This is a genomic window from Coprococcus sp. LG101-27 (genome assembly GCF_027695515.1).
Lineage (GTDB): Bacteria > Bacillota > Clostridia > Lachnospirales > Lachnospiraceae > Allocoprococcus > Allocoprococcus comes.
In genome coordinates this window covers 171,674-186,932 of sequence record NZ_JAQEUJ010000002.1, presented here as the reverse complement: position 1 = coordinate 186,932, position 15,259 = coordinate 171,674, and the positions used below count along the sequence as shown (strand labels likewise).

Sequence of the window (15,259 nt, the reverse complement as noted above, 5' to 3'; positions counted from 1 at the left end):
TGGAATGGGAATCATTCCAGAGTTTTTATTTTTCGGAAAATAAAATGCCGGGTCAGGATTCGATAAGAAAATGGTATTTCCGGAAAGTTTGACAGAGCGTACAGCGATATAACTGAGAAAGAAAGCCCTGACAGGTAAGAGAATCTGTCAGGGTTTTTCCGGGAGAGATGAGAAAGGAGAAAAAATGACAGATGAATTTTACATGCGCCGTGCAATTGAACTGGCAAAAAAAGGACGTGGATGGACAAATCCAAACCCGATGGTTGGTGCCGTGATCGTAAAGAATGGAAGCATTATCGGGGAAGGGTATCACGAAAAATGTGGTGAGCTTCATGCAGAACGGAACGCAATCGCATCCCTGACAGAAAGCGCCGAGGGAGCAACACTTTATGTGACGCTGGAGCCGTGCTGTCATTATGGGAAGACACCACCGTGTACGGAAGCGATTCTGGAACAGAAGATCGCACGGGTTGTGATCGGATCGAGAGATCCGAATCCGAAAGTGTCCGGCAAAGGAGCAAAGATTTTGCGCGAGGCAGGTGTCCGGGTGGAAGAGGATTTCCTGCGCGAAGAATGTGATGCGTTAAATCCGGTCTTTTTCCACTATATCACAACAGGGCTGCCCTATGTGGTGATGAAATACGCAATGACGGCAGACGGAAAGATTGCGACAAAAACAGGAGCATCAAAATGGATATCCGGTGAGGAAGCAAGAAATCTGGTACATGAGATGCGCCATGACTATATGGGAATCATGGCAGGAATCGGAACGGTTCTGGCAGACGATCCGATGCTGAATGTGCGTCTGGAGGGAAAGAAAAGTCCGGTCAGAATTATCTGTGACAGTATGCTCAGGATTCCGTTGGACAATCAGATCTGCCAGACAGCAGGGAGATACCGGACGATCGTTGCATATGCCGGTGAAAAGGGGAATGCGATTTATTTAGAAGAGAAAAAACGCAGTCTTGAAAAGCTTGGAGTCGTGCTTCTCAGAGTTCCTTCGGAAAAGGGGGAGATCAATCTGCAGCTTCTGATGAGAAAGCTTGGAGAGATGGGAATTGACAGTGTACTTATTGAAGGCGGTGGAACTTTAAATGAGGATGCCCTGCAATCCGGTATCGTAAATGAGGTGAAAGCCTTTATCGCACCGAAAATTTTTGGCGGAAGAGGCGGAAAGACTCCGGTGGAAGGCTTTGGAGTTGAGAAAGTAGACGATGCCATAAAGCTACAGCTTACGAGAATCTCGCAGGTTGGAGAAGATATTCTGGCAGAGTATAAGGTTTTGGAGGAAATGTAAATGTTTACAGGAATTGTAGAAGAAACCGGATCCATCCGGTCACTCCGACTTTCTGGATCATCCGGGAAGATTGCGATTCGGGCAAAAAAAGTACTCGGTGGAACCAGGATCGGAGACAGTATTGCGGTAAATGGTGTCTGCCTGACGGTGGTTTCCCTGGAAAAAGATGGATTTACCGCAGATGTGATGGCGGAGACGGTGCGAAGAACCAACCTTGGTGACACAAAGATCGGTGAAAAAGTGAATCTGGAACGCGCGATGGCGGCAGATGGCAGATTCGGCGGACATATCGTTGCAGGGCATATTGATGGGACCGGAATGATTGAAGAACTCAGAAAGGAAGAAAATGCAGTATGGGTAAAAATCCGGACAACGCCGGAGATTCTGGAACTGATCGTAGAAAAAGGTTCAATCTGTATTGATGGAATCAGTCTGACAGTGGCAGAAGTAAATGAAAAAAGCTTTCAGGTATCAGTCATTCCTCATACCGGAGAGGAAACCACGCTGCTGAAGAAAAAAGCTGGGGACAGGGTGAATCTGGAAAATGATATTGTAGGGAAGTATATTAAAAAGTTTCTTACACCATCGGAACCGGCTGGAAAATGTGGAGGACTTACCATGGAATTATTAGAGGAGTATGGAATTTGATGCGAAGAAATTCCGGGACCGGAATGGAAAGCATACAGAAGAACAGGATAAAAATAAGTTATAGATCGGACAGGAGGAAGTAACAAATGGAGAAACAGTATCAATACAATAGCGTAGAAGAGGCACTTGAAGAATTACGCCAGGGAAGGATCGTTCTGGTAACGGATGATCCGGACCGGGAAAATGAAGGGGATATGATTTGCGCGGCGGAATTTGCAACCCAGGAGAATATCAATTTTATGGCATGCCATGCGAAAGGGCTGATCTGCACACCGATGAGTGCAGCGCTGGCCGGACAGCTTGGGCTGCCACAGATGGTTTCTGAAAATACAGATAACCATTCGACTGCATTTACGGTATCCGTTGACCATGTGGATACGACAACGGGAATTTCAGCAGCAGAGCGCGGATATACCATGCGTAGCCTGACAGAAGAAGGAACAAAACCACAGGACCTTCGAAGACCGGGGCATGTATTTCCGCTGGTGGCAAGGCATGGAGGTGTGCTGGTAAGAAATGGTCATACCGAGGCAACGGTTGATCTGATGCGTCTTGCCGGACTGAAAGAATGTGGAATCTGCTGTGAGATCATGGAAGAGGACGGAACGATGATGCGGACAGAGAATCTCTGGAAGCTGGCGAAGAAGTACGACCTGAAATTTATTACGATTAAAGATCTGCAGGATTACTGCAGAATCCATGAAAAACATATCGTGCGGGAAGCATGTGCAAAGATGCCAACCCAGTATGGAGAATTTCAGATCTATGGGTATGTGAATGACATTACCGGTGAACATCATGTGGCACTGGTGAAAGGTGAGATTGGTGATGGAGAAGACGTTCTGTGCCGTGTACATTCCGAGTGCCTGACCGGCGATACTTTCGGATCTCTCCGGTGCGATTGTGGAAAACAGCTGCAGTCGGCGATGAAGCAGATTGAGAGAGAAGGAAGAGGAGTTCTTCTGTATATGCGACAGGAGGGAAGGGGAATCGGTCTGATCAACAAGCTGAAAGCGTATGAACTTCAGGAACAGGGATACGATACCGTGGAAGCCAACATCCGTCTGGGATTTGCACCGGATCTCAGGGAATACTGGGTAGGGGCTCAGATTTTATCAGATCTGGGAGTAAAATCACTCCGGCTTCTTACTAATAATCCGGAGAAGGTATATGGACTTTCCGGTTTCGGGCTTGCAATCCATGAGAGAGTACCGATTGAAATAGCACCGCAGAAATTTGATGCATTTTATATGAAGACGAAGCAGGAAAAGATGGGACATATCTTTAAAGAAATCAAATTTCAGTAAAAAGAGAATAAACAGTATTTATCATAGAAGAAACACTTTAATTACAGGAGGAAAAAAACATGAGACAGATCAATGTATTAGAAGGAAAAGTAGTAGCACCAGAAGGAATGAAAGTAGGAATTGTTGCTTCAAGATTTAATGAGATTATTGTTAATAAACTACTTGGTGGTGCGGTAGACGGGCTGGTACGCCATGGCGTGGAGGATGAAAACATAACGGCAGCATGGGTACCGGGAGCATTTGAGATTCCGACAGCAGCTTCTAAAATGGCGGCATCCGGAAAGTATGATGCGGTGATCTGTGTGGGAGCAGTGATCCGTGGAGACACGACGCATTATGATTATGTCTGCAATGAGGTATCCAAAGGGATCGCACAGGTCGGACTTGCAACCGGAGTGCCGGTATTATTTGGTGTGATCACGACTGAAAATATTGAGCAGGCAATTTCAAGAGCCGGAAGTAAAGGCGGAAACAAGGGATATGACTGTGCACTTTCTGCAATCGAAATGGTAAATCTTCTGAGACAGATGTAATTTCCGGCTGACGGTTACAAAAAGAATCCCGTTTTCCGGCAGAAAAAGGGCAGATGCCGGGATTTACTGGACATTTATGCAGGAAAAAGGTATCATATCTGATAAGAGAAATCTGTAAAAGAAATAGTAAAGTTTCAATTCAGAGATAATGAAGGAGAAAATGAATTATGTATACAGCATCATCTGAGAGATATGATACCATGGTATATAACCGTTGTGGGAAAAGCGGGCTTTTGCTGCCGGCAGTTTCTTTAGGACTCTGGCACAATTTTGGAACCAATGCGGATCCGGAGAATATGAAGGCAATGTTGAGGACAGCATTTGATCTGGGAATCACCCATTTCGATCTTGCGAATAACTATGGACCGGAATACGGGAGTGCTGAGACGAATTTTGGGAAGATTTTAAAAGAAGACTTTGCACCATACAGGGACGAGATGATCATCAGTACCAAGGCAGGCTATGATATGTGGCCGGGACCTTACGGGAACTGGGGAAGCAGGAAGTATCTGCTCGCAAGCCTTGACCAGAGCCTGAAGAGAATGGGGCTGGATTATGTAGATATCTTCTATCATCACAGAATGGATCCGAATACCCCACTGGAAGAGACCATGGGAGCACTCGATTCCATCGTAAAGAGTGGGAAGGCACTTTATGTCGGAATTTCTAACTATGATGGTCCGACAATGGTACGTGCAGCGGAGATTCTGGAAGATCTGAAATGTCCGTTTGTCATTAACCAGAACCGGTATTCCATTTTTGACCGGACGATTGAACAGAACGGCTTGAAAAAGACGGCGAACCAGATGGGAAAAGGAATCATTGCATTTAGTCCGCTGGCACAGGGGCTTCTGACAGATAAATATCTGCACGGAATACCGTCAGACAGCCGGATTGCTGTGGATGGAAGATTTCTACATGCCGATGCATTGACGAAAGAAAAGCTTGCGCAGATCGAGGCTCTGAATAAGATGGCAGGTGAGAGAGGACAGTCTCTTGCACAGATGGCACTGAGCTGGATCCTGAAAGATGAGGATGTGACCAGTGTGCTGATCGGAGCGTCCAGACCGGAGCAGATCATTCAGAATGTGGAGATTGTGCAGAATACGAAGTTCACCCGGGAAGAACTGAAAAAGATCGATCAGATCAGCAGGGGCGATCTGTAAGTGAAACCTGCGCGAAGAAATTATTTGCAAAGGACGCAAAGAAAATATTGAATAAATGATTGACAGGAAGCAGCCATTGTGTTAATATAGTCTATGGTTGCTTCAGCAATCAACAATTTCATATAGGGGATTGGTCAAATGGTATGACAGGAGTCTCCAAAACTCTTAGCGGCAGTTCGATTCTGTCATCCCCTGTAACTTGAAGGACTCAGTTTGAGTCCTTTTTTATATCTAATGGATCAAGTGCGGAATAGTGATAGCGCAAGTCCAAATCAACTCTTCATTTCCAAAAACAAAATAACCATCCCACCATATACATATTCGACATAGTCACTATACATAGTGCATAAAAATAAAAGAAAATAATTGTAAAAAATGCCAAAAATTCAACTGTACGAAAGCACAAAATCCGTCAAAAAAGAATCTCGAATGCTACAAACTAAAAAAAGTGTCAAAAAATAGAAGTAAAAACAGCTAAAGAAAATAAAAGAAAAATAGATGAAGATAGTGAAAATAGATAAAAAAATTGGTTTTTTTACTGTACAATCTACAAAAGCTGAAAATATTGACAAAGAAAAAGTGTGAGCGTAATATAAGCATGACTTTTAGAGGACACTCTAAAAAGTACTCTAAAATAAGAATAAATAAAACGAAAGGGAGGGAGCGATACGGAACATTTAACAGAGACTCTGTTAGAAGAGCTGAACTGCGAGACGGTGTTTACGATCCCGATATTCGGCGGAATACCGGTAAAAGAGTCGGTCGTAGTTACCTGGATCATCATGGCGGTAATCGTAGGACTTTGTATCATATTTGTCCGAAGCTTGAGCGTCGAAAATCCGGGAAAGGTTCAGCTTTTATTGGAATCCGCAATAGGAAAAGGACTGGACTTCTTTGAAGACATCATGGGAAAAGAAAACAGGAAATATATTCCGTATCTGATTACAGTGCTTATCTATATTGGGATAGCCAATATCATTGGTCTGTTCGGATTTAAGTCACCGACAAAAGACCTCAATGTAACAGCAGCACTTGCAATCATGAGTATGTGCCTGATTGAATTTTCCGGAATCCGGAAGAATGGATTTAAGCATTGGGCGGCGCATTTTGCAAAGCCGGTACCATTCGTAGCACCAATTATGGTTCTGGAGATTGTGATCAGACCATTATCACTTTGCATGCGTCTGTTCGGTAATGTATTGGGAGCGTTTGTTATCATGGAGCTTTTAAAAGCAGTGGCTCCGGTTCTTATCCCGATACCATTTAGTTTTTACTTCGATATTTTCGATGGATTCCTGCAGGCATATGTATTCGTATTCCTGACAGCACTTTTCATGAATGAGGAGCAGGAATAATCCCGAAATGACAGAAGAAACACAAATCTATAAGAAAAAAGGAGATTAAGATTATGTTAGTAGCAATTGGAGCAGCAGTAGCAGTTTTAACAGGTTTAGGAGCAGGACTTGGAATCAGCCTTGCAACAGGTAAAGCAGTAGATGCGATCGCAAGACAGCCGGAAGCAGAAAGCAAGATCAGCAAGAACCTGATCCTTGGTTGTGCACTTGCAGAGGCAACCGCTATTTACGGTTTCATTATCGGACTTCTTATCATCTTAATGCTGAAATAAGAAAAGTAAAATGAAGAAAGGCAGGTGGGACAGGTGATACAGTTTAATGTAAGCCTTCTCTTTACGATCATCAACCTGATTGTCTTTTATCTTTTGCTGAAAAAATTCTTATTCAAACCAGTAATGGGAATTATGGAAAAACGTGAAAAAATGATTGCTGACGGACTGAAGAATGCCAGTGATAGTCAGGAAGAAGCGGCGAGACTGAAAGCGGAATATGAAAAGGCTCTGGAAGGAGCAAAGGCAGAATCCATTCAGATCGTGGAAAAAGCTAAGAAAACTGCAGCCGGAGAATCAGAGCGTATCCTTCAGGAAGCCAATACGGAAGCCGTAGGAATCCTGAAAGATGCCAGAAAGACGATTGAAAATGAACGCAAACAGACCATGAATGATCTGCAAAGTGAGATCGCAGGACTGGCAATGCAGGCAGCACGTAAGATTGTGGATGACACAAAAGGAAATCAGGATATATATGATCAGTTTCTGAAAGGTGCAGGTGATGCTCATGTCAATGAAGAGGTTAAATAAAGAGTATTGCTGTAGCCCTTCGGCAAAACAGTATGCACATGTTTTATATGAGCTTGGAATTTCAAAAGAAGCGGTAGGAGAGACTGAAAGGCTTTTTGAAGAAGTACCGGTGCTTGAAGAAACATTTGCAAGTCCGGTGGTACCGATGCGGGAAAAATTAAGTTCGATCGACAAGATTTTCCCGGAAGAAATAAAAAACTTTCTCAAGGTTGTATGCCGTAATCAGAGAATGAGCGAGATCAGTCAGATTCTTTTTGCTTATGACAGATACTGTAAAATGCAGGAAGGAATCCAGATGGCAACGCTTACCTGTGTGGAAGCACCAGATGAAAAGCGGCTTGAGAAAATCAGAGAATTTCTTTGTGAGAAGTACCATAAGACAGATGTGAAAATCGAGATAGTCAAAGATCAGGCATTACTTGGCGGATTTATCTTAAAGACCGGTGATGATGAATATGACTGGAGTCTGAAAGGAAGATTATCGAGATTAGAGCAAAAATTGACCTGGAGGTGAACAAAGTGAGTTCAATTAGCTCAGATGAAATTATTTCTATTCTGAAAAATGAAATAGAGAACTTTGATCAGATCAGTAAAGACAGCGAGGTCGGTACGGTTGTCTCTGTCGGTGACGGAATTGCAAATATCTATGGAATAGAGCATGCAATGTACGGAGAAATCGTGACATTTGAAAATGGACTGAAAGGTATGGTTCAGGACATTCAGAAAGATACGATCGGCTGCATCCTGTTCGGATCAGATGTAGAGATCAAAGAAGGTACGAAAGTGATGCGTACCAAAAAGAAAGCCGGAGTACCGGTTGGCGATAAATTTATCGGACGTGTCGTAAATGCACTTGGAGCTCCGATTGACGGAGCGGGAGAAATCGAAGCAGAAGATTACAGACCGATTGAAAATGAAGCACCAGGAATTGTAGACCGTAAATCCGTCAGCGTTCCAATGGAAACAGGAATCCTTTCTATCGATTCTATGTTCCCGATCGGACGTGGACAGAGAGAGTTGATCATTGGAGACCGTCAGACAGGAAAGACTTCCATTGCTACAGACACGATTTTGAATCAGAAGGGTAAGGATGTCATCTGTATCTATGTAGCAATCGGTCAGAAAGCATCAACGATCGCAAAGGTTGTCAATACTTTTAAAAACGGCGGCGCAATGGATTACACCATCGTAGTAGCATCAACAGCAAGTGACTGTGCACCGCTTCAGTATATTGCACCATATGCAGGAACCGCGATCGCAGAACATTTCATGCATAAAGGAAAAGATGTCCTGATCGTTTACGATGATCTTTCAAAGCACGCAGTTGCATACCGTGCGCTGTCCCTGCTTCTTGGACGTTCACCGGGACGTGAAGCTTATCCTGGAGATGTTTTCTATCTGCATTCAAGACTGCTTGAGAGATCAAGCCGTTTAAGTGATGAAATGGGAGGCGGTTCGATCACAGCACTTCCAATCATCGAGACACAGGCAGGAGATGTATCTGCATACATTCCGACCAACGTCATTTCCATTACAGATGGACAGATCTTCCTGGAAAGTGATCTGTTCTTCTCAGGAATGAGACCGGCGGTTAACGTAGGTCTTTCCGTATCCCGTGTTGGTGGTGCAGCACAGACAAAGGCAATGAAGAAGGCAGCCGGAAGTATCCGTATCGATCTTGCACAGTATCGTGAGATGGAAGTATTCACACAGTTCAGTTCCGATCTGGATGCAGCAACAAAGGAACAGCTGGAATATGGATCTGGTCTGATGGAACTTCTGAAACAGCCACTCGGACATCCAATGTCCATGCATGAGATGGTCATCACCCTCTGCGCAGCACGAAATAAAGTACTTCTGGGAATTCCGGTAAAAGAGGTTAAGAAATTCCAGATGGATATGCTGAATTATTTTGCAACAGTTCATCCGGAAATCAGTGAAGAGATTGAGCAGACAAAGGCTCTGTCCGATGAACTGGCTACAAAGATTGTGGAAACAGCGAAGGAATTCAAAGACAGCAGGTGTTAATATGGCAAATATCAGAGAAATACAGACTCGAATCAACAGCGTCAAAGATACGATGAAGATCACGAACGCCATGTATATGATCTCGTCTACCAAGATGAGACAGGCGAAGAAAAAGCTGATAGATTCAGAGCCGTACTTTTACGGACTTCAGGGAGAGATTTCCAGAATCCTGAGGCATATTCCTGAGATCGAGCACCGGTATTTTGATGTGCGGGAAGAGATTCCAAAAGAGAAACGAAAGATAGGTTCCATTGTCATTACTGCGGATAAAGGACTTGCAGGAGCTTACAACCACAACATTGTCAAGGTGGAGGATGAGATCCTGGAGGAACCGGGAGAGCATAAGCTGTTCGTAGTCGGTGAGCTTGGCAGACACTATTATGCGAATAAGGGTGTGGAAATTGACACCAATTTCCTCTATACTGTGCAGAAACCGACCATGCACAGGGCAAGAGATATCGCGGAAGTGATTCTTTCCCAGTATGAGAGAGGTGAACTGGACGAGGTCTACATCGTTTACACCAGAATGGAAAATTCGATGCTGACAACGGTTGAAAAAATGAAGATCCTGCCGCTTGAGAGATCTTCATTTAATGAAATGAAAATGCCGCTTAACATCCATAGAGAGGCAATCGCGCTTTATCCATCAGCAGAGGCGGTTCTGGACAGCATCGTACCAAACTACGTGGTTGGTATGATCTATGGATGTCTGGTAGAGGCATATGCAAGCGAACACAATGCGCGAATGACAGCAATGCAATCAGCAACAGACAGCGCGCAGGAAATCATCAAAGATCTTTCTATTATATATAACAGGGCAAGGCAGGCTGCGATCACACAGGAAATTACTGAGGTTTGTGCAGGCGCCAAAGCCCAGAAACGGAAAAGGAAGTGAAAACAGGTATGAATAAAGGACGTATTGTACAGGTCATGGGACCAGTTGTTGACGTTGTATTTGAAGACGGAAATCTGCCGCGCATCAAAGATGCCCTGCAGGTGGAGAACAACGGAAAAACCTGTATTATGGAAGTTGCGCAGCATCTGGGAAATGATGAGGTTCGTTGTCTGATGCTGGCAGCAAGTGAAGGACTTTGCAAGGACATGGAAGTAACCGCTACCGGTTCTGGAATTAAAGTACCGGTTGGAGAGCAGACCCTTGGACGTCTGTTCAACGTACTTGGAGAAACCATCGACAATGGCGAAGAAATCAAAGAAGATACCGAACACTGGGTGATCCACAGAGATCCGCCGTCATTTGAAGACCAGAGCCCGGTTGTAGAAATCCTGGAAACCGGGATCAAGGTTATCGACCTGCTTGCACCTTATGCAAAAGGTGGTAAGATCGGTCTGTTCGGCGGTGCCGGTGTAGGTAAGACTGTACTGATCCAGGAACTGATCCGTAACGTAGCCACAGAGCACGGCGGATATTCCATCTTTACCGGTGTTGGAGAACGTTCCCGTGAAGGTAACGACCTCTGGACAGAAATGAAAGCATCCGGAGTTCTGGATAAGACAGCCTTAGTGTTTGGTCAGATGAACGAACCACCTGGAGCACGTATGCGTGTCGCTGAGACAGGACTTACGATGGCTGAATATTTCCGTGATAAAGAACATCAGAATGTGCTTCTTTTCATTGATAATATTTTCCGTTTTACACAGGCAGGTTCCGAAGTATCCGCACTTCTTGGACGTATGCCATCAGCCGTAGGTTATCAGCCGACACTGGCAACTGAAATGGGTGAACTGCAGGAGAGGATCGCATCTACAAAGAATGGTTCTGTCACATCCGTACAGGCTGTTTATGTCCCTGCCGATGACCTTACAGACCCGGCTCCGGCAACTACATTTGCTCATCTGGATGCAACAACCGTACTCTCCCGTAAGGTTGTAGAACAGGGTATTTACCCGGCAGTTGATCCACTGGAATCTAACTCCCGTATTCTGGAGGCGGATATTGTCGGAGAAGAACATTATGAAGTTGCAAACCGTGTAACAGAGGTTCTGCAGAAATACAAAGAGCTGCAGGATATCATCGCAATTCTTGGTATGGAAGAGCTTTCCGATGAAGACAAGGCAACGGTTATGAGAGCAAGAAAGATTCAGAAATTCCTCTCCCAGCCATTCTTCGTTGCAGAGACATTTACCGGAGTTCCGGGAAAATATGTACCTCTGAAAGAGACGATCCGAGGATTTAAGATGATCCTCGACGGAGAAATGGATGAGTATCCGGAGAATGCATTCTTCAATGTAGGAACGATTGATGAAGTCATCGAGAAGGCAAAGGCTGAAAAAGCAGAATAGAGGTGCCAGGTATGGATACATTTGGACTTAAAATCATTTCCAGTGACCGGGTATTCTATGAAGGACGTTGCAGAAAGATGATCGTGCCGGTACCGGACGGCGGTGGAATGGAAATTCTTCCGCACCATGAAAATATGGTGATCGCTGTGGTGATCGGTGAGGCAATGCTTCAGTTTGAAGAAGGTGAATGGGTGAACCTTGCGGTCGGAGCCGGATTCCTTGAGATCGTCAACAACCGTGTGACGATGCTGGTGCAGACGGCAGAGAAACCGGAGGATATCGATGCCAGACTTGCCCAGGAGCAGATGGAGTATGCAGAAGAAAAGCTTCGCCAGAAACAGAGTATACAGGAATATTACCGGACACAGGCTTCGCTTTCAAGGGCGATGAACCGGTTGAAGGTGTCGAAGCGAAAAAAATGGTAAATAGGAAACAAATTTATGTGGAAGCGCGTAATCTACTACAGATTGCGCGCTTTTTCAATACGGAATTTTTGACAAAATTTATTGGGAAAAATGGTACAATCTTTTACAAAATAAAAGTTCCGATACAGGGTAGTTTGTGGTAGAATATATAACAGTGTGCGTGTACTGAGAAAAAGGATTTTGAGGTGTTCAAATAGAGTGTATTTCATCATAGAAGGAGCAAAACGTGGAAAAAGAAGAGCTTACGCAATTATTTAATTTCTTTCGGGAGATTGATAAGGAAAAATTTATTGGAAGGCAGACATATCTGACGGATGGGGTGCGTAAGGAGAATGACGCGGAGCATGCGTGGCATATGGCAATCATGACGGTTCTGCTTGCGGGATATGCCAATGAGAAGATCGATGTTCTTAAGACAGTGACGATGCTTTTGATCCATGATATTGTAGAAATTGATGCGGGGGATACCTATGCCTATGATGAAAATGCGAAGAAGACGCAGAGGGAACGGGAAGTGAAGGCTGCGGACCGGATTTTCGGACTTCTTCCGGAAAAGCAGGGAAAGGAATTTCGGGCACTCTGGGAGGAATTTGAGGCACAGGAGACTTCTGAGTCGAAGTTTGCCCGGACGATGGACAATATCCAGCCGATCATGTTAAATGCGGCTACAGACGGCAAAGCGTGGGAGGAACACGATGTTCATATTGAACAGATCCTGAACCGTAACCGGAATACGGCAAAAGGCTCAGAAGCGATCTGGGAGTATGCGAAAGAAGAATTCTTAAGACCGAATCTGGAAAATGGCAAGATAAAAAAATAACATAAAAAAAACAAAAATCCCCCTTTTCATTTTCGTGAATATGGGGTATCATATACTACAGAGCGCAAAATATAGTGGAGAAACTTAAAAGTGACACTATATTTTGTGGAGCGATGGAACAAAGTTAGGAGAAAGTTGGGATGGATTTGGAAGTAAAGACGAGAGTAATCAAAAGAAATGGTGAGGAAGTAGACTTCCGGCTGGAGAAGATTGTGAATGCGATCAAAAAAGCGAATGAAGAGGTTGAGAACATCCACAGGATGAATGACTTTCAGATCATTGCAATTGCGGAGAAGATTGCACAGCAGGCAGAGGAATTTACGCATGCAGTGAATGTGGAGGACATCCAGGATATGGTTGAGACCGGCATTATGGAGATGCGTGGTTATGAGGTTGCCCAGAAGTATGTCCGCTATCGCTATAAGAGAGAATTAACCAGAAAGTCGAATACAACGGATAACGGAATTCTTGCATTGATCGATCATATGAACGAGGAAGTAAAGCAGGAGAACTCCAATAAGAATCCTGTGATCAACTCTACACAGAGAGATTACATGGCAGGAGAGGTCAGCAAGGACCTTACTAAGAGAGTCCTTCTTCCGGAGGAAATCGTCCGTGCACACGAAGAAGGAATCATTCATTTTCATGATATGGACTATTTTGCGCAGAAAGAGCACAACTGTGATTTGATCAACCTGGAGGATATGCTCCAGAACGGAACTGTCATCAGCGAGACGATGATCGAGAAACCACATAGTTTCTTTACCGCGTGTAATGTGACCACACAGATCGTTGCACAGGTTGCAAGTAACCAGTATGGCGGACAGTCATTTACGCTGTCACATCTTGCACCATTCGTAGATGTAAGCCGTCAGAAGCTCCGCAAGAGTGTCATTGAAGAAAGAATAGAATCCGGAGAGGTTCTGGATGATGCGATCATCGACAAGATCACAGAGAGAAGGCTTCGTACCGAAGTACAGAGCGGAATCCAGACGATCCAGTATCAGCTGATCACACTGATGACCTGTAACGGACAGGCACCTTTCGTAACGGTGTTTATGTATCTGGATGAGGTCCCGGAAGGAAGAACCAGGGATGACCTTGCGATGATCATCGAAGAAGTGATGAAGCAGCGTATGCAGGGTGTTAAGAATGAAAAGGGTGTATGGATCACACCGGCGTTCCCGAAGCTGATCTATGTACTGGATGAAGATAATATTACTGAGGATTCCAAATACTGGTATTTGACTGAGCTGGCTGCAAAATGTACGGCAAAGCGTATGGTGCCGGATTATATTTCTGCAAAGATCATGAAAGAACTGAAAAACGGAGATGTTTATCCGTGCATGGGGTGCCGCTCATTCCTTACCGTAGAAGATTCCCAGAGAAATGCAGACGGAAGTCATAAGTTCTATGGACGTTTCAATCAGGGGGTTGTAACGATCAACCTGGTTGACGTGGCATGTTCAGCAGAGGGCAATATGGAACGTTTTTGGGAAATCCTGGATGAGAGACTGGAGCTTTGTCACAGAGCACTCCGGTGCAGACATGAACGCCTTCTCGGAACCGTTTCAGATGTTGCACCGATCCTGTGGCAGAACGGGGCACTTGCCCGTTTGAAAAAGGGTGAGACGATTGACAAGCTGTTATTTGACGGATATTCTACCATTTCTCTTGGCTATGCAGGACTTTATGAGATGTGTATGCGGATGCTTGGCAAATCCCATACAGATCCGGAGGCGAAGCCATTTGCACTGGCAGTTATGCAGCACCTGAATGATAAATGTAAAGAATGGAAAGAAGCAGAAAATATCAGCTATTCCGTATACGGCACACCGATGGAATCTACCACATACAAGTTCGCGAAATGTCTGCAGAAGCGTTTCGGAATCATTCCGGGCGTTACAGATAAGAACTATATTACGAACAGCTATCATGTACATGTTACTGAAGAGATCGACGCATTCAGCAAACTGAAATTTGAATCGGAATTTCAGAAGCTTTCACCGGGTGGGGCGATCAGCTATATCGAAGTACCGAATATGCAGACCAATATTCCGGCGGTACTTTCCGTATTACAGTACATTTATGAGAATATCATGTATGCAGAGCTGAATACCAAGAGTGATTTCTGTGAAGTCTGCGGCTATGACGGAGAGATTAAGATCATCGAGGACGAGACCGGAAAGCTGGTATGGGAATGCCCGAACTGTGGCAACCGGGATCAGGATAAGCTCTTTGTAGCGAGAAGAACCTGCGGATATATCGGAACCCAGTTCTGGAATCAGGGAAGAACCCAGGAGATTAAGGACAGGGTACTGCATCTGTAAGGATGGAAATGTTTTGTTGTGATTTTACAACTCTATATGAAATAAGACAACTTTAGATGAAATAAATGAAAAACAATAATTCATGTTTCAAATAAAGTTGTAAAAGGACATTTTAAAATAAAGAGGATGTTGTTGTTTGGGAAAACAGACATCCTTTTTTTGTGCCAAAAATATATATGTTTGGAGTATTATGCTAATTATTTCGTAGTATATATAAAAATATTGAAAATGGAATAAAGGTAGAGGTAT

Annotated in this window: 15 protein-coding genes and 1 tRNA gene; all 16 read left to right on the top strand. The window is 44.3% G+C overall.

From position 1 onward, the window contains the following. Window positions 1-184 precede the first annotated feature (184 nt). The 16 genes from ribD to nrdD all read left to right on the top strand — a co-directional run bounded on the left by ribD (window position 185) and on the right by nrdD (window position 15,010). The gene (ribD, locus tag PG766_RS03415; protein ID WP_117556883.1) at window positions 185-1,297 is read left to right on the top strand and encodes a bifunctional diaminohydroxyphosphoribosylaminopyrimidine deaminase/5-amino-6-(5-phosphoribosylamino)uracil reductase RibD; all 1,113 of its coding nucleotides are present in this window, start codon (window positions 185-187) and stop codon (window positions 1,295-1,297) included. Continuing rightward, a complete protein-coding gene (gene ribE / locus PG766_RS03410) occupies window positions 1,298-1,945 on the top strand; it encodes a riboflavin synthase (RefSeq protein WP_117556885.1) in 648 nt (215 codons plus the stop codon). It abuts the gene before it with no gap. An 86-nt stretch (window positions 1,946-2,031) separates the two neighbouring features. Continuing rightward, on the top strand, window positions 2,032-3,252 hold the full coding sequence (locus tag PG766_RS03405) for a bifunctional 3,4-dihydroxy-2-butanone-4-phosphate synthase/GTP cyclohydrolase II (protein ID WP_118198533.1): 1,221 nt from the start codon (window positions 2,032-2,034) through the stop codon (window positions 3,250-3,252). 59 nt (window positions 3,253-3,311) lie between these two features. Further along, window positions 3,312-3,785, top strand: coding sequence for a 6,7-dimethyl-8-ribityllumazine synthase (ribH, locus tag PG766_RS03400; protein WP_008374369.1), 474 nt, complete (start codon window positions 3,312-3,314; stop codon window positions 3,783-3,785). A 167-nt stretch (window positions 3,786-3,952) separates the two neighbouring features. After that, entirely contained in the window at window positions 3,953-4,951 is a 999-nt protein-coding gene (gene mgrA / locus PG766_RS03395) for an L-glyceraldehyde 3-phosphate reductase (RefSeq protein ID WP_055156444.1), read from the top strand. Between the two features lie 124 nt (window positions 4,952-5,075). Continuing rightward, window positions 5,076-5,146: transfer RNA gene (locus PG766_RS03390), tRNA-Trp, on the top strand. A 494-nt stretch (window positions 5,147-5,640) separates the two neighbouring features. Continuing rightward, a complete protein-coding gene (locus PG766_RS03385; RefSeq protein WP_081445281.1) occupies window positions 5,641-6,306 on the top strand; it encodes a F0F1 ATP synthase subunit A in 666 nt (221 codons plus the stop codon). Between the two features lie 53 nt (window positions 6,307-6,359). Beyond that, entirely contained in the window at window positions 6,360-6,578 is a 219-nt protein-coding gene (atpE, locus tag PG766_RS03380; RefSeq protein WP_008374373.1) for an ATP synthase F0 subunit C, read from the top strand. A gap of 33 nt (window positions 6,579-6,611) precedes the next feature. Beyond that, window positions 6,612-7,106 (top strand): F0F1 ATP synthase subunit B, encoded by a 495-nt coding sequence (gene atpF / locus PG766_RS03375; RefSeq protein ID WP_117557023.1) that lies wholly within the window; start codon window positions 6,612-6,614, stop codon window positions 7,104-7,106. After that, window positions 7,090-7,620: an ATP synthase F1 subunit delta gene (atpH, locus tag PG766_RS03370; RefSeq protein ID WP_330428588.1), complete on the top strand. Its 531-nt coding sequence runs from the start codon at window positions 7,090-7,092 to the stop codon at window positions 7,618-7,620. The genes atpF and atpH overlap by 17 nt, the downstream gene beginning before the upstream one ends. A gap of 5 nt (window positions 7,621-7,625) precedes the next feature. Beyond that, the gene (gene atpA / locus PG766_RS03365) at window positions 7,626-9,134 is read left to right on the top strand and encodes a F0F1 ATP synthase subunit alpha (RefSeq protein ID WP_118198535.1); all 1,509 of its coding nucleotides are present in this window, start codon (window positions 7,626-7,628) and stop codon (window positions 9,132-9,134) included. Between the two features lies 1 nt (window position 9,135). Beyond that, the gene (atpG, locus tag PG766_RS03360; RefSeq protein WP_117824140.1) at window positions 9,136-10,029 is read left to right on the top strand and encodes an ATP synthase F1 subunit gamma; all 894 of its coding nucleotides are present in this window, start codon (window positions 9,136-9,138) and stop codon (window positions 10,027-10,029) included. Window positions 10,030-10,037: 8 nt separating this feature from the next. Next, window positions 10,038-11,435, top strand: coding sequence for a F0F1 ATP synthase subunit beta (atpD, locus tag PG766_RS03355; protein ID WP_117556895.1), 1,398 nt, complete (start codon window positions 10,038-10,040; stop codon window positions 11,433-11,435). A gap of 11 nt (window positions 11,436-11,446) precedes the next feature. Then, window positions 11,447-11,860 (top strand): ATP synthase F1 subunit epsilon, encoded by a 414-nt coding sequence (gene atpC / locus PG766_RS03350; RefSeq protein ID WP_117556897.1) that lies wholly within the window; start codon window positions 11,447-11,449, stop codon window positions 11,858-11,860. Between the two features lie 226 nt (window positions 11,861-12,086). Then, complete coding sequence (locus PG766_RS03345) at window positions 12,087-12,680, top strand: HD domain-containing protein (protein WP_117556899.1); 594 nt, start codon at window positions 12,087-12,089, stop codon at window positions 12,678-12,680. A gap of 140 nt (window positions 12,681-12,820) precedes the next feature. Beyond that, a complete protein-coding gene (gene nrdD, locus PG766_RS03340) occupies window positions 12,821-15,010 on the top strand; it encodes an anaerobic ribonucleoside-triphosphate reductase (RefSeq protein ID WP_118198536.1) in 2,190 nt (729 codons plus the stop codon). Window positions 15,011-15,259: the final 249 nt, after the last annotated feature.